Origin of the sequence: Caulobacter sp., assembly GCF_017744445.1 — a bacterium.
Taxonomy (GTDB): Bacteria; Pseudomonadota; Alphaproteobacteria; order Caulobacterales; family Caulobacteraceae; genus Caulobacter.
Window position 1 is genome coordinate 21,898 of record NZ_JAGIBH010000012.1, and the last position, 21,398, is coordinate 43,295.

Below are 21,398 nucleotides of genomic sequence, written 5' to 3' on the forward strand. Positions count from 1 at the left end.
CGGGGTTACAGGGGGCCTAGAAGGTCCCGCGCACGATGAACGAAACACGGCGGTCGCTGACGGTCCAGCTGTGGGTGCGGACCAGGGATTTCGAGAAGTTCCCCTGCGTGCCCAGGTACCAGCTGTCACGCTGGTCCATCTCCAGGTCGTAGCGAGAGTTCAGCAGGTTCACGACCTGGACGCCGACCTTGACCTGCGGGGTCAGGCCGTAGGTCACAGAGCCGTCCAACTGGCCGTAGGCCTTGGCGTATACCGGAACCACCAGGTTCGAGGCCGAGGCGCTCATCAGGTAGCGCGAGCGCCAGTTGTAGGCCAGGCGCGCGTCGATGCCGTACTTACTGTAAAGGAGCGTGGCGTTGTACGTGTAGCGCGATAGCTGCTCCAGCGGCAGGTCCAGCTTCGAGGCGTTGATCTGCGAGGCGTCCGTCGTGCTGGACGAGACGTTCGACGTTCCCTTGCTCTCCAGGATGGTGGCGTTGAATTCCGTGCCCAGGCCGCCGAAGGCGCCCGGCAGGAAGTCGTAGTACTGCTGGTACTGGAACTCGAGGCCGTAGACCTTCCCGTGGCCCATGTTCTGCGGGATCGTGCCAACGGCCTGCACGGACTTGCCGTCGGACTTGGTGATCGTCGCCAGGGTCGGGGTCGACTGGATGTAATCGTAGACGTCCTTGTGGAAGGCGCCCACGGCCATCATGCCGCCTTTGAAGTACCATTCGCCCGACAGGTCGAACGAGTTGGCGCGCATGGGTTTCAGGTTCGGATTGCCTGAGTAGAAACCGAAGGCGACGTCGCTGTGGTACTGCACGGGCGAACCGCCGGCCGACGCCGTGTCGAGTTGCGCCTGGGTATAGGCCGCACTGGTCTGCGGGTTGATAATGCCGTCGGCGACCGTGGCGTTACGCGACTGCAGCGTGGCCGACATGTTGACCGAGGGGTCCAGCTGGTAGAAGTCCGGCCGGACGATGTTCTTGGACGCCGCGAAGCGCAGGAACAGGCTCTCGTTGGCTTTCAGGCGCAGGTTCAGGCTGGGCAGCACGTTGGTGTAGCTGGTGCTGCCGACCGAGGCGAACGGCTTGCCGTCGGCGAAGTCGATCTTGGCTTGCGCCACGCTGGAGGCGAAGCGCTTCTGCGAGGCGTCGATGAAGCCGACCGTGCCGTACCCCTGGCCGTCGGTCGAGGCATGCACCACGCGCAGGCCCAGATTGCCATCCCAGGTCATGGCCCGACCGCCCCACTCGAACGGCAGATCGCCGCCGAAGCGGGCCTTGGCATAGATCGCCTCGGTCTTCTCCCACTGGCGATTGACGCCGCGACCGCCCGAATTGGCGAAGCTGGTGTTCACGTCGCCCAACGGCTGCCAGTAGCTGATGTTGCCCGTCGGCGCGGCCCAGATGGGCATGTAGCTCATCAGGGCGCCTTGGGCGAACGGGCTGTAGGTCCCGCCGGCCGGCGACCAGGTCGGGATCGTGCCGTTGGGCCCGCCCCGCGGATAATAGCCGTACTCGCCGTCGTTATAGGCCGGACCGCCGCCAGGGATGGGGCCGTTCCAGATAGTGTTCCTCAGATAGGCGTAGAGCGCCGTCGGGTCCTTGGCCAAATCGAATGACGGCATGATCAGGCCGGGGACGCTGAGGTCGCCCTTGAAGAAGTTATCGAAGCTGACCTTGTCCTGGTGCTGGGTGTACTTGTCGGCCGTGGCCGTGACGCGCGTGGCCCAGGGCGCCGAGATCAGGTTCCAGTTATAGCCCGCGTCGCGCGAGGTGGCGTCGCGCGAGGTGGCCCGGACGCCCAGCTTCAGGTCCTTGAGCCAGTTGTCCTCGTCGAACGAATAGGTGACGTCGAACTTACCCGAATACTCACGTGCGTCGTTGTCGTCGATGTGGTCCATGGCGGCGTACAGGTTGAACGCCGCCGGATTGGCGGTGGCGTTGGCCATGGTGATCTTCGGCAGCTCGCCGGTCAGATCCAGGCCGAAGCCGCCCGCCAGGGTGACGGTGTTGTAGACCGTCAGGTCCGTGCCTTCGCGGTGCGAATAGACGTATTGCAGATCGCCCGTGACCAGCCAGCGATCGTTGCCCCACTTGAAGCCGGCCGAGACGTCGTTGGTGTTGTCCTTCACCTTGCCGTAGCGCGTGCCCAGGTTCAGCAGGAACGAGTTGGACACGCCGTTGCCGCCGCCACCGCCGTCGATCAGATGGCCCTTGAGGAAGTTGCCATCGGAGTCGAAGGTGAACGAAGTCCCCGTCGCCGGACCGACCACGAACGACTGGTTGTTGGTCGCCGAGCAGCAGGCCGAGGTCTGGGCGAAGCGGTCCTTAAAGGTCTGCTTGGCCTCGGTGCGGAACAGGGTCGTGTAGAGCTCCAGATTATCGTTCGGCCGCCACTGGAAGGCGCCATAGAAGCCGTTGCGGTTCCGGTCCTGCTCGTTGTTGCGGTACTGCACGCCGACCGGCACGAAGACGCGGCTCTTACCCTGGCCGGCGACCGAATTGTCGCCATTGAAGTTCAGCGTCGCACCGCCGTCATACGAGGACTGCACGCCCACGCCGTGGGCGTTGTACGGGTCGACCGCGATACTGTTGACCGCGGTCGCCAGCTTGGAGCTGGACATGCTGACCAGCATGCCGAACTCGCCCACATTGGTGTCGAAGCGATCGCTCAGCAGGAAGCTGCCCGACGGCGTGCCTTCCTTGCGCAGGTCGCCGCGCGTGTAGTCGGCCGAGAAGGCCATCTGCCGGCCGGCCTGATCGAACGGCATGCGCGTGCGCAGGTTCACCGTGCCGCCCAGGCCGCCTTCGACGATGTCGGCCGACGGGTTCTTGTAGACGTCGACGCCGGCGAACAGCTCGGGCGTCACGTCTTCCCACGAGATGGCCCGGCCGCCGCGCGCCGAGAACATGTCGCGTCCGTTCAGTTCCGAGCGCACCCAGGTCAGGCCGCGGATCTGGATGCCCGAGCCCTCGGCGTTCAGGCGGTCCACGTCGCGGGGCTGGTTGGTCCGGCCGATGGTCACGCCCGGCACGCGCTGCAGCGCCTCGGTCACCGAGCGGTCCGGCAAGCCGCCGATGTCGACGGCGGTGATCGAGTCGACGATTTCTTCGGAGTTCTTCTTCAGGTCCTGGGCCGACTGAATCGCCTTGCGCTGGCCGACGACCACGACTTCGGTCACTTGATCGACAGCGCTGTCCGCACCGACCGCAGTTGTCTGGGCCTGAGCCGACGCGACCAGGACTCCGGACCAGGCGACGGCCGCGACCGACGCCAAGAGCACACTTTTCCTGTTGATTGCCTTCACGTTTCCACCCCTGAAACTGCCGCCGAACCGATTGATCAGACGGACCGCCGCTTGCAGAGAGTTCGACGTTTCGTCGCCTCACCGCCTCGGAATATTTTATTTAATTTGTTTTATTTAATCGGCTGGCATTTATCATACAAGACGGTTTTTCACGATGACGGATCGTGACTGCTCCCCAGCAGCGACGGGGTGAGCCGCTGCCGGGTTTTCAAGAGACTTCAGGGTTTCTCAGTCTGCGCTTTCCAGCGGCGCGATCGAGACGAAGCCATGGGCTTCGACCAGGCTGGCCTGGCCGGCGGCGATCCGAGCCGACGGATTGGGGCGCGGCTCAGCCACCTTGTGCAGAGTGTTGCGATCGAGATGCCGGAACGGCGCCGCCCTGCCCCGCACCTGCAGCATGGTGGTCGAGGTATAGGACCAGCCGCCATCGGCCTCGAAGCAGACGTCCAGCTCGTAGGAGTCTGTCCGGAACGCCCACTCCAGGAAATCGGTCGAGCTGATGCCATAGCTGGGGCTGCTCCGCTCGGCGCGAACGATCAGACCCGAGCCGTCCTCGGCGGCTCGGCCGGCCGCCAATAGCGACTGGCCGCGCGGGATAGCCAGGGTCTGCATGATCAGGCCCGTCGCCGGCTCCCACAGCCAGTAGCCGACCTGGTCGTGAAAGGTCGCGTCCTCGTCAGAGGCGACGATGTGGACGTGATACCGCAGGCCGTACAACAGCTGCGGGCCGTTGGCCTGCGGGTCGATCGGCTGCATCTCGATACGCTCAAGAAACTCGCGGCGCTCGGGGCCGTCGGCCTTGGGGTTCAGGTCGATGCCCTTCATCCCCTCCCAGACGCCGGCCAGACGACGCAGCGGACCCAAATTGGCCAGGGTGTCCGGATCCACGTCCTCGGGTTCGGTGAAGATGTCGTCGGGAAAGTCGTGCATGGCGTCCGCGCTCTGGTGAAGCTTGCCGCCGGCTCTACCGCCCCGAACGGGCGCGTCAAGCGGTGCTGATCACCAAGCTAGCGGTCTCGCCATCACGCAGCTTGATCGAAAGCGGTACGGCTTGCAGACCAGGCACGAGATTGAAGATCCTTGTGCCAACGTCACCGTCCAGATCGGCGTCGGGACTAGAGACCAGAATCGCGCCGCCGGGCTTGGCGATGACGACCGAGCGGGCGTCGCGGCGCGCGGCCGCTTCGTCCTTGCGCGCGATGACCGGCGCCACGAGGCGCGCTGCGCGATCACCCAAGCCGGACACCGTCGCGCTCAGCTCCAACCCGCGCGGCGTCAGGCTATAGGTTACGGCGAAAGCGACCGGCGGCTCCAGTTCGCGCCCCTCCGGCGTCTTCAAACGACCGGAGGTCCTGGCGACGACCGCGCCATCCCGCTCGACCGCCTCCAGGTTCGCGGAAAGGTCGGCGACGCTGGTGAAGACGTCCTTGCCTTGGACCACGTCGATCCGCAGCGTCAGCGGCTGATGCGCGGCGTCGATCGGGACCTGCTGGTTGCTGATCTCGACGGCCTTGTAGCGCGTCATGCTGGCCGCCAGCACCGGCCCCAGCGCCTGGTGTTGCAGCAACGAGATCGCCCCACCCGACGCGTGACCGCCACCGGCCGGCGCCAGGTAGTCGAAGTCGTAGTCGGTGAAGGTCGCCCGCCAGGGACCGACCGACGCCAGATGGGTCCCGATCTCCGGAAAACGTTTCAGGCCATAGGGCTTGTCGCGTGGCAGCTCGGCGCGCGGCGACGACGCCAGTGGCCGAGCCAGATCCAGCACCGCCGCCAGCGCCTTGGCGTGGCTGAAGGTGTGGTGGATGCACGGCCGATAGCCCGCCGCGCGGTAGTGCGGACCGCCGTAGAGCAGACCGTCGTGCGTACAGGTCGCCATCAGGGCCAGGTTGCGCGCCGAGACTTCCGCGAAGCGCGGGTCGCGGTCGGCCAACAGGCGGTAGGCCGGATGGCAGCCATCGCTGGTGCGGCTGCCCCACCAGGTCCACTTGAAGTTCCGCGTGCCCCAACTGTTGTCCCAGCCGCCGTCGGGCAGCATGAACTCCATGTGAGCGCGCAGGCTCGTAGCGACCTGGTCCAGCAACGCCCGATCACCGGCCCGCAGGCCGTACATTGCCAGGGCTGGCAAAGACTCCTCGACATTGTAGCCAAGATCCACCGGCGGACGGCCTTTGGGCGTCCTGCCCCGCTGCGGATGACCTTCGCCGAACAGCAGGCCGTTGGGCGTGAAAAAGTCGAGGCTGGCCTGGGCGAAATCCCGCGCCTTGGCGACATAGGCCTCGCGCCCCAGCACCTCGGCCCCGAGCGAGAAGGCGTAGGCCGACGAGATCGGATAGTTGATGTTGCCGGTGTCGATCTTCATGAAGCCGTCGAGGAAGTCGAAGGCCTTGGCCAACCGACTCCGCCAAGCTTCGCGCGTCGCGGCATCCAGCAGGTCGCCGTGGTGCAGCAGCGTCTCCGACAGGGCGATGGCGCGGAAGACGGTGATGCCCTTCCAGTCGTTCAGGAAGACGTCGTTGACCCAGCTACCGTCCGGCCGGCTGACATTGTGCTCGCTCCAATCCTGGGCGGCCTTGGCGGCGCGGACATAGCGGGTGTCGCCGCTGGTCCGGGCCGTGCGCATCAGCGGATAGACCGTGTCGGCGACGCGCCCGTGGACCATGCCGCAGCCCGGGCACAGGAAACCGCCATTTGCGCCCCGCCCGGCCAGCCCCGTCACCTGGTAAGCCAGCAGCCCGTCGCACCAGGTCTTCAGCAGACGCTCATAGGGCTGGAGGTCAGCCCGAACGGGCGCCGCCGCCTCGACCATGGCGGGCGCCAGCACGGCCGCCGTCGAGATCCCCAGCATCCCCCTGCGCGAAAGCCCCTCGCCTTGCCCGGTCATCCACCCCTCCATCGTTATGGCGGCACCATGACGGCGCGATCGAGATTTGGACAGGCCAATTTTAGATACAGGTCATGCCAATTTAAGCTAGAGTCACATTGAACGCGATTGATGAATCCAGCTCATCAGCATGTGGAGAAAAACGGACTAATCGCTTGTCGTTTGGTCCGATAGCCTGAGCCGCACCTTTGCGCGGCAACTACCCGCCGTTCCCGTCGCTTATAGTCGCGGCGTCCGCGGAGGATCGGAGAATGACATGGCCGACACGGAAGACCTCAGCCTCTCGAGGCGCGACCTGATGGCCGCCGGCGCGGCCTCCGCCGCCATCGCCGGCGCGCCCGCCACGGCCAGCGCCGCGACGCCGGATGCGCCCCACCTGGCCCAGGTGACCTTCAAGGTGAACGGCCAGAAGCGGTCGCTGACCCTGGACACCCGCACCACCCTGCTGGACGCCCTGCGCGAACACCTGCGGCTGACCGGCACCAAGAAGGGCTGCGACCACGGCCAGTGCGGCGCCTGCACGGTCATCGTCGACGGCCGGCGGATCAATTCGTGCCTGAGCCTGGCGGTCATGCACGAGGGCGACGAGATCACCACGATCGAGGGCCTGGGCGCGCCCGACAAGCTGCACCCGCTGCAGGCGGCCTTCATCAAGCATGACGGCTACCAGTGCGGCTATTGCACGCCGGGCCAGATCTGCTCGGCCAAGGCGGTGCTGGACGAGATCAAGGCCGGCGTGCCCAGCCACGTCACGGCGGATCTGACCGACGCGCTCAAGGTCACGGCCGAGGAACTCCGTGAACGGATGAGCGGCAACATCTGTCGCTGCGGGGCCTATTCCAACATCGTCGAAGCCATCGGCGAAGTCGCGGGAGGCCTCTCCAAGGGGGAAATGGCATGAAAGCCTTCACCTACGAACGCGCCCGCACCCCAGCCGAAGCTGCCTCAGCTGCCGCCAAGGACCCGACGGCCCGCTTCATCGCCGGCGGCACCAACCTGCTGGACCTGATGAAGCTGGAGATCGAGACGCCCCGCCGGCTGATCGACGTCAATGGCCTGAGGCTGGACAAGATCGAAGCCACGAAGGACGGCGGCTTGCGCATCGGCGCCCTGGTGCGCAACACCGACCTGGCCGCCGACAAACGCGTGCGCAAGGACTACGGCGTCCTCTCGCGCGCCCTGCTGGCCGGTGCCTCGGGCCAGCTGCGCAACAAGGCCACCACGGCCGGCAACCTCTTGCAGCGGACGCGGTGCCCGTACTTCTACGACACCAACATGCCCTGCAATAAGCGCACGCCCGGTGCGGGCTGCTCGGCGATCGGCGGCTTCACCCGCTCGCACGCGGTGCTGGGCACTAGCGAGGCCTGCATCGCCACCCACCCCAGCGACATGGCCGTGGCCATGCGGGTGCTGGACGCTAGCGTCGAGACCGTGAAGCCGGACGGCGTGACCCGCTCGATCCCGATCGCCGACTTCCATCGCCTGCCAGGCAATACCCCGCATGTGGAGACAGCCCTGACGCCCGGAGAGCTGATCACCGCCGTGACCCTGCCCAAGCCGGTCGGCGGCATGCACGCCTACCACAAGGTCCGCGACCGGGCCTCGTACGCCTTCGCCCTCGTCTCGGTGGCGACCATCCTGCACAAAGACGGTTCCGGCCGCGTGGCCCTGGGCGGCGTCGCGCACAAGCCGTGGCGGGTCGAGGCGGCCGACAGCGCCCTGCCGCAGGGCATCAAGTCCGTGTCCGAACTCCTGCTCGCCGGCGCCAAGACCACCTCCCAGAACGCCTTCAAGCTGACCCTGGCCGAGCGCGCCCTGGGCGCGGCCATGGCCCAGGCGCGGAGCTAGGACCATGAAGTTCGACACCCCCGCCACGACCAATCCGATCGACCAGCTGAAGGTGGTCGGCAAGCCGACCGACCGCATCGATGGCCCGCTGAAGACCACCGGCATGGCCCCCTACGCCTATGAGCGGCACGACGCCCTGGAGAACGTGGCCTATGGCTACGTCCTGGGCTCGGCGATCGCCAAGGGCAGCATCAAGGCCACGGACGTCAGCCGCGCCAAGGCCGCGCCTGGCGTGCTGACCGTGGTCACCGCCCAGACCGCCGGCAAGCTGGGCAAGGGCGACTTCAACACCGCCAAGCTGCTGGGCGGTCCCGACATCCAGCACTACCACCAGGCCGTCGCGGTCGTGGTCGCCGAGACCTTCGAGCAGGCCCGCGCCGCCGCCGCCCTGATCAAGGTGGACTATGAGCGGGCCAAGGGGACCTTCGACCTGGCCTCCGCCAAGGACGGCGCGCCGCCGGCCGGCAAGGACAATCCCGACACCGCCGTCGGCGACTTCGACAAGGCCTTCGCCGACGCGCCGGTCAAGCTGGACGAAACCTACCTCACGCCCGACCATGCCCACGCCATGATGGAGCCGCACGCCACCATCGCGGCCTGGAAGGGCGATAAGCTGACGGTATGGACGGCCAACCAGATGGTGGCCTGGAGCCGTGGCGATGTGGCCAAGACCCTGGGCATCCCGAAGGACAATGTCCGGCTGGTCTCGCCCTATATTGGCGGCGGCTTTGGCGGCAAGCTGTTCATCCGCGCCGACGTGATCCTGGCGGCGTTGGGGGCCAAGGCGGCGGGTCGGCCGGTCAAGATCGCCCTTCAGCGGCCGCTGATGTTCAACAACACCACTCACCGTCCGGCGACCATCCAGCGCATCCGGATCGGCGCCACCCAGGACGGCAAGATCACCGCCATCGGTCACGAAAGCTGGTCCGGCGACCTGCCCGGCGGCGGCCCCGAGACCGCCACTCAGCAGACCCGCCTTCTGTATGCCGGCGCCAACCGCATGATGAAGATGAAGCTGGCCGTGCTGGATCTGCCGGAAGGCAACGCCATGCGCGCGCCGGGCGAGGCGCCGGGCCTGATGGCGCTGGAAGTGGCGATCGACGAGCTGGCCGAGAAGCTGGGCGTCGATCCGATCGAGCTGCGCGTCCTCAACGACACTCAGGTCGATCCGGAAAAACCCGGCCGTCCGTTCTCGCAGCGCAAGCTGATCGAGTGCCTGCGCACCGGCGCCGACAAGTTCGGCTGGGCCAAGCGCAGCGCGCGACCCGGTCAGGTCCGTGCCGGCCGCTGGCTGGTCGGCATGGGCGTGGCGGCGGCGTTCCGCAACAACCTGGTCATGAAGTCGGCCGCCCGCGTGCGCCTGGAAAAGACCGGTCGGATCGTGGTCGAGACCGACATGACCGACATCGGCACCGGCAGCTACACGATCATCGCCCAGACCGCCGCCGAGATGATGGGCGTGCCTCTGCACCAAGTGACGGTGAAGCTGGGCGACTCTTCGTTCCCCGTCTCGGCCGGCTCCGGCGGCCAGTGGGGCGCCAACAGCTCGACGGCCGGCGTCTACGCCGCCTGCGTGAAGCTGCGCGAGGCCGTGGCGACCAAACTGGGCCTCGATCCAGCGATCGCCGAGTTCTCGGACGGCCGCGTGAAGCTGGGCAATCAGAGCCTGCCGCTGGCCCAGGCCGCCGCCGACGCGCCGATCGTCGCCGAGGACGCCATGGAGTATGGCGACCTGACCAAGACCCACCAGCAGTCGACCTTCGGCGGCCACTTCGTCGAGGTCGGGGTCGACGCGGCCACCTGCGAGATCCGCATCCGCCGCATGCTGGCCGTCTGCGCCGCTGGTCGGATCCTCAATCCCAAGGCCGCGCGCAGCCAGGTGATCGGGGCCATGACCATGGGCGCCGGCGCGGCGCTCATGGAGGAACTGGTCGTCGACAAGCGGATCGGCTTCTTCGTCAACCACGACCTGGCCGGCTACGAGGTGCCCGTCCATGCCGACATCCCGCACCAGGAGGTGATCTTTCTGGACGAGACCGACCCCATGTCCTCGCCGATGAAGGCCAAGGGCGTCGGCGAGCTGGGCATCTGCGGGGTCGGCGCGGCGGTGGCCAACGCCATCTACAACGCCACCGGCGTGCGGGTGCGCGAGTACCCGGTCACGCTGGACAAGCTGCTGAAGGACATGCCGGTCGTCGCCTAGGCGATTACTCGCCCAGCAGGGCCCGCGCATAGTGCTGGCGGTCTATGATCGGCCGGCAGAAGGTCAGTTGGCCGTCGATGACGGCTGGCTCGGCCAGCAGTCCCTTGAACCACTGGTTCGCCTCGGCCACCCCGCGATGCAGAGCGGTTATGCGGTAGCTGTGTTTGCCGGTCACCGCCGCCGCCGCCGAAACGGCGGGGTCATTGCGCAGGCGCGCTTCGAACCGGTCCAGGTCGCGCACCTCCAGCAGCTTCGTGCGCAGATCGGCGACGCAATGGCAGACCTCGTCGGGCAGCCGCACGCGGTCGACCAGCTTGAGCAAACCGCTCTGCTTGAATCGCGTGATGATCCGGTGCGCCGTGGTCTGCGAGACGTCGAACATATGGGCCAGTTCGGCCACCGTCGGCAGTGGCTTGCCCTCCAGCTGGGCGAGGATTTCCAGGTCCGCCTCCAGGCCGACGCGCGGCGCGGCGGTCTGGCGAGAGGCGTACGGCGGTCCGGGTCTGATCTGGTTCACGGGCGCCTCGCCTGGTTTGGAGGCGGGCGCCGCCCGCCCCTCCGCGACTTGATCAGTAGACCGCTGAAACCTCTGAATAGCAAGAAAATTCTCTGATTAGAGAATTTACGCCTATATTGAGAAAACCTCTTACTGACCCCGTTTCGGCGTGAATAGCAGGTCGTGATAGTCCCAGCTGAAGTCGGCGATCGGCGACGCCGCCTTCATGATCACGCGCTCGACCCCGCCGTCGGCATTCAGGTTGAACGTGACGTAGGCCGGCTCCAGCGCCTTATCGTCGAAGCGGGTGACGAAGGTGTCGTACTGCCAGTGCTCCAGCTTGCCAGCCATGCGCGGCGTCGATTTGAAGTCGATGCGTAGGCCGCCCTCGCCTTGCGTAACCACGATGTCGCCGTACCAGGGATCGCTGTAGGTTCCGGCATATTTGGCCACCGGCAGCGAGGGCCCAACGCCCGCCGGCTTGGCCTGGACGCCGCCCATGGCTTTCACCGCTCCGGCGACCAGCTGCTTCTTGTAGGTGATGTAGCGCTCGGTCCACGGCTCGGGCTTGAGGCCCAGATAGTGGTCCAGCAGCTCGTACATCAGGCCGCGCGGCAGCTCGCCGTCCTCGCTGTTCAGCTCGATCGAGAAGCCGACATTGCGGTCGGGGATCAGCACGACCACGGTCTTGAAGCCGAACACCGCCCCGCCGTGCCAGACGATCTGGGTCCCGCGATAGTCCTGGATCTCCCAGCCCAGGGCATAAGCCTGGAAGGTCGACCGGGTGACCTCGAAGCCCGGCGGGACCTTGTCCAGCGGCTGGATCACGGTCGGCTGCCACATGGCCTTGGACTGGTCCTCGCTGAACAGTCGCTTGCCGTCTGGCAGAGCGCCGTGGGCCAACTGCAGCTTCAGCCACTTGGCCATGTCGTTTGCGCTGACGGCCATGCCGCCGGCCGGGGCGGCGCTGGTCGAGAGCTCATCGCGCTCGTCCAGCACCTCCTGGTCGCCCGCCCCGCGCAGGCCGCCGTTCATGCGGGCGTGCGGCTGGGCGCGGTTGGCGATCTGGAAACGACGGCCGTCGGTAGTGGAGCTGGTCATGCCGGCGGCGGCGAAGACGTGCTCGCGGACATAGTCCTCCCAGGTCTGGCCGGTGACCGCCTCAATCAGCTGACCGGCCACCATGTAGAGGACATTGTCGTAGGCATAGCCGCTGCGGAAGCTGGTGGCGGGCTTGAGGTAGCGCAGGCGGCGCACGGCCTCGGCGCGGGGAATGTTGCTGCGCGGCACGAACAGCAGGTCGCCCTGCCCCAGACCCAGCCCGCTGCGGTGGACCAACAGGTCGCGCACGGTCAGCTCGCGCGTCACCCACGGATCGTACATCTGGAAGCCCGGCAGGCGGTCGGTGACCTTGTCGTCCCAGGACAGCTTGCCGGCGTCGACCAGGGTGGCCAGGGCCGCCACGGTCATCGCCTTGCCGGTCGAGCCGGTCATGAACAGGGTGTCGGCGTCGACCTTCTCGGGGCTGCCCAGCTTGCGCACGCCATAGCCCTTGGCCAGCACGGTCTGACCTTCGTCGACAATGGCGATCGACAGGCCCGGCGCGCCCACCTTCTGGCGCAGCGCCTCGACATGCGCGTCGAAGTTCTTGGGCGGCTGAACGACAGGACCGGCGGCAAGCGCCGCGGCGAGGACGAGGCTGATCATGAGACCTCCGGTTGGAAGGCGGGACGCTTGGCGAGGCGGGCAAGACCCAGGGTCGCCAGCGGAATGACGTAGAGCGCGATCAGGGCGTAGGCCAAGAGGCGGTAGCCGCCGGCGATCAGGCCGACCAGCCCGACCCGCTCGGCCAGCACCATGCAGAAGACCAGGAGGGCCAGAGTGCAGGCGGCGCGAGCCCGGACGCCGAAGTTGCGGCCCATCCGCGCCTGGAAGGCCCCGGCGACCCGCTCGTTGATGGCGTTCACCGCGCCCGTACCGCTCTCCAGCAAGGCGGCGAAGACCATCAGCTGGAACAGCAGGTGGAAGATCGGCAGGTTCAGCTTGGCCAGCAGCACGTCGGACGGCAGGGCCGCTCCGCTGACTTCCGGCGCATAGGCGCACATGCAGACGAAGAAGACGAACGCTGGGATCATCGCCAGCGGCCCGGCGATCAGGCCAGCGGTGACGGCGTCGCGGTCGCTGAGCAGGTGGCGGGTCACCGGCAGGATGATCACCGCCCCGATGATGTTGTAGCCGGCATAGGTGGCCCCGCCGACCAAGGCGTCCGTCCCGACCTGGATCGGGACCGAGAAGGCGGCGGCGATGTCGTGGCCGAAGGTCGTCAGCGCCAGCACAAGGAACAGGCCATAGACGCCGTAGAGCAAGATCGAGACCCAGGCGAATAGCTGCTCGACCACCTTGTTGCCGAAGGCCGCGAAAGCGGTGACGCCCGCCAGCAGCGCCAACATGCCCGCCCACTTGGGCGCGCCGAACACCACATGGCCGATCTCGCCCGCCGCGGCGCCGAACACGGCCAGCACGATGATGACGAAGAAGGCGTAGGCCAGCTCGAAGGCGATCCAGCCCTTGCCCAGCAACGCCTGAAAGAAGCTGCGATAGTCCCGCGCCCCGCTCGCCCGCGCGAACAAGAAGGTCAGGACGCACATGCCGCTCCAGATCAGCGTCGCCAGGGTCAGGCCGGCCAGGCCGCCCCACGGGCCGGCGGGCAGGAAGAATTCGGCGATCTCGCGACCTGTGGCGTAGCCGCCGCCAATGACGGCGGCCTTGAAGGCCAGACCCGGCAGCAGCCATCGGCTGAACCAGCCTGTCGTCTTCCCCCTCATAGGAGGCAGGAATCCAGCAGACGCTCGAAGGCGGCTCCGCCGCGCAGAGGATCGGCGGCCGGCAGACCCAGCCGCGTCGCAACCGCCTCGATCTCGGCCTGGGCCGCCTCGGACGACAGCTTGCCGGTGTTGAGGCTGATCCCAGCGCAACGGATGTTCGGACTGGTCACCCGGCCCAAGGCGATGGTCGCCTCGATCACCGCCTCGATCGACGGAACGGCGTGGCCAGCATGACCCAGGATCTCGCTGCGGCCCGGCTCGTGACAGACGACGAAGGCGTCCGGCTGGCTGCCTTGCAGGAGGCCCAGCGACACCGCGCCATAGGCCGGATGCAGCAGCGAGCCCTGCCCCTCGATCACGTCGATATGGCTGGCCGACGCCGCCGGGCTCAACATCTCGGCGGCCCCCGCGATGAAGTCGGAGACCACGGCGTCGATCGGTATGCCCGAGCCAGCGATCATGATGCCGGTCTGCCCCGTGGCCCGGAAGTCGACGTCCAAGCCCCTGCCCTTCAGCCCCCGCGTGATGGCCAAGGCCGCGTACTTCTTGCCCAGCGCGCAGTCAGTGCCGACGGTCAGGATCCGGCGCCCCGAGCGCGGCTTGCCCGAGCCGACCGGAATGCCCGGCGGCGGGGTGCGCACGTCGATCAGACGCCGCCCTGTCCGCTCGGCGGCGGCCTTCAGCTCGGGAATGTCGCTAAGCTTGGCGTGCATGCCCGAGATGATGTCCAGCCCCGCTTCCAGCGCCTCGATCAGGCCGGCGATCCAGGCCGGCGGGATGAACCCGCCGGCATTGGCGACGCCGATCACCAGGCCCCGTGCGCCCTCGGCCGCCGCTTGCGCGGGAGCCAGGGCCGGCAGGCCGGTGCTGACCCGCCCGCCGGTCAGGACGAATTCGCCCACGCAGCGCTCGCCAACCCAGTCACGCAGGCCGAAAGCGGTCTTGGCGTAGCCGGGTTCGACCGTGTCGCCGAGGAACAGGAGGTACGGCGACGGCAAGCCGCCGACTTCCTCGTCGGCGTCATCACGCGGTGCTCTGGCGATGGCGCTCATGCGATCAGAAGCCGGCCGTCAGGCTGACGCCGATGGTGCGCGGCCGGATCACGCCCGTGCCCATCGCCCCGCCCGGATAGACCGGCAAGCCATTGGCGGTAACCGCGGCCGTCGAGGTCTTGCCGTCGGCGTCGAAGGCGTTCTTGACGTAGGCCTCCAGGTCAACCTTGCCGAAGGTCATGCCGGCCCGGAAGTCGACCACCTCGTAGGACGGGATCTGGCGCTGCTTGCCATTGGCGGTGCGATAGGTCGCGTCGAACGTGCCGCTCTGCTTGCCCATCACCCGCAGCGATGCGCCGACATAGGCCTCGTTCTCGCCGACCGACCAGCTGTAGTCGCCATTGAAGCCCAGGCTGACCTTGGGCGTGAACGGCAGCTGGTCGCCCTTCTTGCCGCCGACCAGGGCGCTGGTGTCGCCCGACAGTTTGGCGTCGGTATAGGCGCCGTTGGCCGACAGCGTCAGGCCATTGGCCAGCCGCGCCGTGGCGTTGAACTCCACGCCGTCGCTTTTCGCATCCGCGCCGTTCGCGTTGATGCCGAAGTTGTTGACCACGGTCAGCAGCTGGATGCCCTTCCAGTCGATATGGAAGGCGGCGACGTCCAGGGTGAAGCGGCGGTCCGCGCTCTCGCCCTTGAAGCCGGCCTCGTAGCTGGTGACCGTGTCGGGATCGAAGCTGGCCGGGGTGCCGGCCGGGGCGCTGGGCGGGATCACGTTCGGGCCGCCGGGGCGATAGCCCTTGGCGACGCGGGCGTAGATCGAGCGGCGCTCGTCCAACTTGAACTTCGGGGCCAGCGAATAGGTGAAGACGTTGTCCGAGGACGTCAGGTTGCTGGCGATCGGCGTACCGCCGGCCAGCACGCCCTTGGCCGCCTGGCTGGCGCTCTGCTTGTTGTGGCTGTAACGGCCGCCGACATCGACGTCGATGCGATCGCTCAGGTGCACGGTGGCGTTGGCAAAGCCCGCATACTCCTTGTAGCGCGAGCTCAGATCCAGGTCGGCCAGCAGCGGCAGGGTCGTCAGCGGGGTCAGCGTGCCCGGCTGGACGGCGATGTACTCCTGGTGGATCAGGCCCTTCTCGTCGGTGAAGTAGCCGCCGACCATCCAGTCGAACTTGGCGCCGGGGTTCGAGGCCAGGCGGACTTCCTGGGTGTATTTCCGGTTGTTGGTGTTCTGGCCCAGATAGAGCTCGTTGGTAGCGCCGAACACGCTTTTGATCAGGCCGCTCAGGTTGAACGAGGCGTCGTCGCGCTTGGTCTGGTTCAGCTTGCTGTAGCTGCTGGACGAGGTGAAGGTCGCGAAACCCAGGTCATAGTTCCAGACACCGTTATAGACGCGGTAGTCAGCGTCCGAGAACGCCGGCACGAACTGCGACAGGCTCGGTCGGCCGTACTTGGTCGCCAGCGTGTTCGGATCGCTCTCGACCACGGTCGGGGCGTCGGCCTTGATGTCCTGCAGCACCGCCGTCAGACGCAGGTCGAATTTGTCGTTCGGCTTGAACAGCAGCGAGGCCCGGCCGCCATAGACCTTGGCGTCGTTGATGTCCTTCTCGACGTCCGAACCGCTGGTTCCGATCGAGTCGATGAAGCCGCCATCCTTGCGATAGAAGCCCGAGGCGCGCAGGGCCACCGTCTCGCCCAGCGGGATGTTGACCATCGCCGTGGTGCGATACGACATCGCGCCGCCCTTGGAGTCCTCGACCGAGGCGCGGGCGCGGGCCGTGAAGCCGCCGGTGTCGGGCGTGTTGGTCACGAACTTCAGCAGACCGCCCATCGAGCTGGCGCCGTACAGGGTGCCCTGCGGGCCGCGTAGCACCTCGATGCGGGCGACGTCGAAGGTGTCGAAGTCGCCGGCCAGCACCGCGCCATTGACCAGGGCGCTGCTCGAGCCGAACGGCGTCTCGTCCATATAGACGGCCACGGTCGAAGCCACGCCGCCGGTGTTGATGCCGCGCATCACCAGGCGCCCCTGGCCGGGCGTGCTCTGGACCAGCTGCAGGCCGGGCACCAGCTTCAGGTAGTCGCTGAAGTTGGTCGCCGCGTGGATCTCCAGGGCGTCCCCCGACACCACCGAGATAGCCTGCGGAATGTCGATTAGCGTCTGCTCGCGCTTCTGGGCGGTGACGACGATCTCCTCGACGGTCGAGACCTTGGGAGCTTCATCTGCCGCCAGGGCGGCGGAGTGGGTCAGCAGCGCGCCGACGGCGCTGGAGATGAGCAAGGTCGTACGCTTGAGCTTCATTCTAGTCCCCTCATTGTTGTGTGCGCCGGACGGCCCCCGGGGCGATGCGCCCTCTTCCCGCCGACGCTGAGAGGTCGTCCGGGTTCCCCGTTTCCGACCTCAGCCCATTACGCAAATTTAATCCTATTCAGGACACTGTTATCCCAATCAGAGAATTGTCAACGGCAATTACGCGGCTAGGCGGACGGTTCGCCGGCCTCGACGCGACGCGCCCATGGATCGATCAGACGCAGGAGGATCGCGGCCGTGACGGCCAGGCCTGCCAGCAGCGCGAAATAGGTCGTGTGGGACATCTTGCTCCACAGCGTCCCGACCAGACCGGCGCTGAGGCTGCCGGCGAAGATGGTCAGGTACCAGGCCGCCACCGTGGTCGCGCCGAATCCCGGCGGGGCCAGGCGCGCGAACAGACCCAGGCCCGTGGGCAGGATGAAGAGCTCGCCGAAGGTGTAGATCCCGAAGAAGACCACCAGCCACAGCCAGTGCGCCTTGCCGCCGCTGAAGGCGTCGACGGCGCACAGCAGCAGGTAGGCCCCGGCCACAATCAAAGCCCCGGTGGCCATGCGCTGGGCCGGCGACGTATCGCGACCGTGGTCGGCCCGCTTCTTCCAGCCCGCCAGCAGCATCGGCGTCATGGCCATCACCAGCAGCGGGTTCAGCGACTGGAACCAGGTCATCGGCACGGTCCAGGACCCCAACGCCCGGTTCACGCCCGCATCGGCCCATAGAGCCACCGTGTTGCCGGCCTGCTCGTAAGCGCCGCGGAAGACGGTGACCGACAACGCCACGCCCGCCAGGACCAGCACGGTTGGCAGGCCCATACGGCCTCGCGGAGCCGTTGGCGTGGCGGTCACCCTGCCCTGCTCGGCCGGCAAGTAACGTTGCCCCCACAGATAGATCAGCAGGCCCGCGAGCATCCCGAGGCCCGCCACCGCGAAGCCAACGTGCCAGCCGAACACCTCGCCCAGCGTCCCGCACAGCAGCGGGGCCAGGAAGCCGCCGATATTGATGCCCAGATAATAGACGTTGTAGGCCCAGCCCCGCCGGGGATCGCCCTCGGCATAGAGGTCGTTGATCTGGCTGGGCAGGGTTGGCAGGAACAGGCCGTTGCCCAGGGCGATCGTGGCCAGGGCGACGTACAGCAGGTTCTCGAAGCCCATCATGAAATGGCCGGCGGCCATGACGCTGGCGCCGATGATGATCGCCCGCCGCTTGCCCAGCAGCCGGTCGGCGATCACCCCGCCGACGATCGGCGTGAAATAGGCGCAGGCCGTGTAGGTCCCATAGATCAGGGAAGCTGTCCCCTGGGCGATCAGCAGCTGCTTGGTCATGTAATAGACCAACAGCGCGCGCATGCCGAAGTAGGAGAACTGCTCCCACATGTTCGTCAGGAACAGGACGGTCAGGCCGCGCGGCTGACCAAACCACGGCGACGGCTCGAGAGCCTTGTCGGTCATGCGGCCGCCGCCGAGGCCGGCGCGCCCCATACGCCCTCGCCCGCCCAGACCGTGCCGTCCTTGTAGACCGCGCCGGGCGGCCGGTCCTTGGCCAGGAAGGTCGGACCGTCCAGGTCGACGAGGTCGCAGATCTGGCCCAGCACGAAGCCCGGCCCGGTGGCCAGACTGGTGCCGACCATGGTGCCGACCATGACTCCCAGACCCAGTCGCCGCGCCTTGGCCGCCATCAGCAGGCCCTCGGTCAGGCCGCCGCACTTGTCGAGCTTGATGTTGATGACCTGGAAACGCCCCACCGCCGCCGCCACGTCGGGCAGCGACACGCAGCTCTCGTCGGCCGCGATCGGGATCGGGCTGTCGAAGCCCTCCAGCTCATGCTCATGGCCACGCGCCAGGGGCTGCTCCAGCAGCGATACGCGCTGCTCGACCAGGGTCTCGATCAGGCCGTCCAGGTCGGCGCGGACGAAGCCCTGGTTGCCGTCGACGCCCAGCCAGGCGTCCGGGCGCGCGGCGCGGATGGCCCGCACCCGGTCCTGGTCGAGGGCCAGGTCGCCGGTCAGCTTGATCTTGATCGAGCGTGCCTGGCCGTAGCCCATCGCGCCCCTGGCCATCGCCTCGGGCGTGTCCGCACCTAGTGTGAAGGTGGTGCGCAGCGGCTGGGGGGCGTCAAGCCCCGCCAGCTTCCACACCGGCTGCCCGGTGAGCGCCGCCTCCAGCTCCCACAGGGCGCAGTCGACGGCGTTGCGGGCCCCGCCCGGCGGCAGGATGAACCGCAGCGCCTCACGGGTCGGCCAGGCCTCGATGGCCTCGCGGACCGCTTCCAGCTGGGCCCGCATGCTGTCCACGGTCTCCTTCAGGAAGAAGACCCCGGACGCTTCGCCTCGGCCTTTCGCGTTTCCGGCCGACAGGGTGACAACGATGATGTCGGACGTGTCGAACACGTGGCCGGCGATCCGGAACGGCTGAGCCAGCCGCAGGGCCTCGCTGGCGATGTCCAGGGTCAGCCGGCCCATCAGTAGTGCACCGACATGGCCAGCAGGTGGAAGGTCAGGGCGACGTAGAACAGCAGCAGGGTCGCCAGGACCAGCAGCACGCTCCACAGCTTGCGCGCCCAGCCGCGGCCGTCGGTCCAGGTCAGCCAGGCGTTCCAGCCGGCGGTTGCCAGAGCCAGCGGCAGCACCACCCAGCCCAGCCCCTGGAGCAGCAGCATGATGCCGTCCATGCCGCCGGCCATGGCGGCCGCGCTGGACGTCATCGCTGTCACGCCCACGCCCCAGCCCACGATCAGGGCCAGCAGCAGGCCCGCGCCGCCGCGCGCGGCCCGCGAGGCCGTCAACGCCTTGCCGGAGATGTCGGCCTTGGTCTTGTAGCGACGACGGATCAGGGCCACGATCGGCCAGTACAGGAAGGTCAGGGCCAGGACGCCGATGCTGGCGAACAGCGCCGGCAGCAGCCACGCGCCGTTCTGGCCGGCCGGGATGCGATCGAAGACCATGAACGGCGAGCCGAAGTCCCAGCTCCAGCGGACAGGCTTGCCGTCGACAACCTGGGCGGCCAGGCGGTCGTGACCGCCGACTTCACGCCAGACGTAGGGCGCGATCTCGACCCACTCCTTCGGACGACCATTGGCGCCCAGGATGCTGGGAACGATCAGCTCGCCCTTGGGACCGACCGCGACCTTGGCCTGGCCCATCATGTAGAACAGCGACAGGAAGCTGCCGTCGGCGCGGCGGCTGACCTGCCAGGGACCGGCCAAGGCCTTGGCGTGCTCGGCGGAGGTCTTGGCGTCAACCTTGCCGTCCGGCGCGCCGGCATAGGGCAGATAACGATCCGAGAAGTCACGGAAGATGGCCGTACGCAACGTGCCCGCCGCGCCCTGGCGACCGCCGCTGTTCACCGACAGATACAGGCCGACATTCTCATTCATGTAGAGGTGGAGCGAGGAGTGGAAGCCCTCGGTGTCGCCCAGGTGGCCGATCACATAGCGGCCGTTGATCGAGGTCTGGAAGAAGCCCAGCTCCATGCGATCCAGCGGCCCGATCAGCGACTTGGGGTTCACCTTGTCGAGCGGGCTGTAGTGCATCGTATGGGCCGTTTCCGCCGACAGGATGCGCTGGCCGTCCAGCTCGCCGCCCTGGAGGTGGGCGATCATGAAGCGGCCCATGTCCGCGCCGGTCGACGAGGCCGAGCCGGCCGGGGCCGGTCCGACGATCTCGAAGCCCTTCGAAGGCTTGCCGGGCTTGGAGTAGCCGATGGCGTCCGTGCCGGCCAAGTTGGCGGGCAGCGGCTGTCGCAGCGTGGTGTTCCGCATGTTCAGCGGACCCGTGACGTGACGGTCGATATAGTCGTTGAACTTCTCGCCCGACACACGCTCGACCAGATAGCCGGCCAGGGCCGTGCCGTAGTTCGAGTAGGCCGGCGTCACGCCCGCCTCGAAGATGCGCTTGGGCACGTGGTTCTTCAGATAGGCGCCCAGCTCAGGCTCGGGCTTGCCGTAGAAGATCAGCTCCTTGACCACTTCCTCGAAGCCGGCCGTGTGGGTCATCAGCTGACGCGTGGTGACGGGCTTGCCCTTGTAGGCCGGGATCTTGAAATCCAGGTACTGGTTGATGTCGGCGTCCAGGTCGATCTTGCCGGCCTCGACCTGCTGCATCACGGCCGTCCAGGTGAACAGCTTCGAGATCGAGCCCGGACGGAACAGGGTCCTGTAGGGATCGACCGGGGTGTGCTTGTCACGATCGGCATAGCCGAAGCCGCGCGTCGTCAGGATCTGGCCGTCCTTGACCACCGTGACCACGGCGCCGGGAATGTCGCCGACGCGCAGGGCGTAGGGCATGTAGCCGTCCAGCCAGAGATCGACATCGGCCTTGGTCAGCGTGGCGCTGGCCGACGGAATCACTGGCGCGGCGGCCGGCGGCGGTGCGACCTTGGCGACCGGCGGCGTCGCCGTTTCCTGCCGCGTCTGCGCCTGGACGGACCCCAGCCCCGCCAGTACCGCGGCCACCGTGACCGCCACTCTTCTGATCGAACGCATTCCCTCGCCCTCCCTCGACCTTTGGCAGGATTGCTCCCGCTCGGCTCAGCCGATAGATTGGGAGACAACAATCC

Annotated in this window: 14 protein-coding genes; 3 read left to right on the forward strand and 11 right to left on the reverse strand. The window is 67.3% G+C overall.

Annotation, left to right across the window (positions count from 1 at the left end; translation table 11 throughout):
* Positions 1-16: 16 nt before the first annotated feature.
* From J7528_RS17595 to J7528_RS17605, 3 genes are all read right to left on the reverse strand, one after another.
* Complete coding sequence (locus tag J7528_RS17595; RefSeq protein WP_291877002.1) at positions 17-3,265, reverse strand: TonB-dependent receptor; 3,249 nt, start codon at positions 3,263-3,265, stop codon at positions 17-19.
* 258 nt (positions 3,266-3,523) lie between these two features.
* Positions 3,524-4,225, reverse strand: coding sequence for a heme-binding beta-barrel domain-containing protein (locus tag J7528_RS17600; RefSeq protein ID WP_291877005.1), 702 nt, complete (start codon positions 4,223-4,225; stop codon positions 3,524-3,526).
* A 55-nt stretch (positions 4,226-4,280) separates the two neighbouring features.
* The gene (locus J7528_RS17605; protein ID WP_291877008.1) at positions 4,281-6,176 is read right to left on the reverse strand and encodes a hypothetical protein; all 1,896 of its coding nucleotides are present in this window, start codon (positions 6,174-6,176) and stop codon (positions 4,281-4,283) included.
* Positions 6,177-6,432: 256 nt separating this feature from the next.
* Between J7528_RS17605 and paoA the strand changes: the two genes are divergently transcribed.
* The 3 genes from paoA to paoC are packed head-to-tail and all read left to right on the forward strand — an operon-like array spanning position 6,433 to position 10,227.
* Positions 6,433-7,077, forward strand: a complete 645-nt coding sequence (gene paoA / locus J7528_RS17610) for an aldehyde dehydrogenase iron-sulfur subunit PaoA (RefSeq protein WP_291877010.1) — start codon at positions 6,433-6,435, stop codon at positions 7,075-7,077.
* A complete protein-coding gene (locus J7528_RS17615) occupies positions 7,074-8,024 on the forward strand; it encodes a xanthine dehydrogenase family protein subunit M (RefSeq protein WP_291877012.1) in 951 nt (316 codons plus the stop codon). The genes paoA and J7528_RS17615 overlap by 4 nt, the downstream gene beginning before the upstream one ends.
* A 4-nt stretch (positions 8,025-8,028) precedes the next feature.
* Positions 8,029-10,227, forward strand: coding sequence for an aldehyde oxidoreductase molybdenum-binding subunit PaoC (gene paoC, locus J7528_RS17620; protein WP_291877014.1), 2,199 nt, complete (start codon positions 8,029-8,031; stop codon positions 10,225-10,227).
* Positions 10,228-10,231: 4 nt separating this feature from the next.
* Here the strand turns inward: paoC and J7528_RS17625 are convergent, their stop codons facing one another.
* The 8 genes from J7528_RS17625 to J7528_RS17660 form a co-directional block, all read right to left on the reverse strand.
* Positions 10,232-10,744, reverse strand: a complete 513-nt coding sequence (locus tag J7528_RS17625) for a winged helix-turn-helix transcriptional regulator (RefSeq protein ID WP_291877015.1) — start codon at positions 10,742-10,744, stop codon at positions 10,232-10,234.
* A 129-nt stretch (positions 10,745-10,873) separates the two neighbouring features.
* On the reverse strand, positions 10,874-12,430 hold the full coding sequence (locus J7528_RS17630) for a serine hydrolase (protein WP_291877016.1): 1,557 nt from the start codon (positions 12,428-12,430) through the stop codon (positions 10,874-10,876).
* Positions 12,427-13,548, reverse strand: coding sequence for a hypothetical protein (locus tag J7528_RS17635; protein WP_291877017.1), 1,122 nt, complete (start codon positions 13,546-13,548; stop codon positions 12,427-12,429). The genes J7528_RS17630 and J7528_RS17635 overlap by 4 nt, the downstream gene beginning before the upstream one ends.
* A complete protein-coding gene (locus J7528_RS17640; protein ID WP_291877018.1) occupies positions 13,545-14,600 on the reverse strand; it encodes a DUF1611 domain-containing protein in 1,056 nt (351 codons plus the stop codon). The genes J7528_RS17635 and J7528_RS17640 overlap by 4 nt, the downstream gene beginning before the upstream one ends.
* A 4-nt stretch (positions 14,601-14,604) precedes the next feature.
* Complete coding sequence (locus J7528_RS17645) at positions 14,605-16,839, reverse strand: TonB-dependent receptor (protein WP_291877019.1); 2,235 nt, start codon at positions 16,837-16,839, stop codon at positions 14,605-14,607.
* A 176-nt stretch (positions 16,840-17,015) separates the two neighbouring features.
* Positions 17,016-18,293: a peptide MFS transporter gene (locus tag J7528_RS17650; protein WP_291877020.1), complete on the reverse strand. Its 1,278-nt coding sequence runs from the start codon at positions 18,291-18,293 to the stop codon at positions 17,016-17,018.
* On the reverse strand, positions 18,290-19,303 hold the full coding sequence (locus J7528_RS17655; RefSeq protein WP_291877022.1) for a dipeptide epimerase: 1,014 nt from the start codon (positions 19,301-19,303) through the stop codon (positions 18,290-18,292). Before J7528_RS17655 ends, J7528_RS17650 begins: the two co-directional genes overlap by 4 nt.
* The gene (locus tag J7528_RS17660; RefSeq protein WP_291877023.1) at positions 19,303-21,324 is read right to left on the reverse strand and encodes a serine hydrolase domain-containing protein; all 2,022 of its coding nucleotides are present in this window, start codon (positions 21,322-21,324) and stop codon (positions 19,303-19,305) included. Before J7528_RS17660 ends, J7528_RS17655 begins: the two co-directional genes overlap by 1 nt.
* Positions 21,325-21,398: the final 74 nt, after the last annotated feature.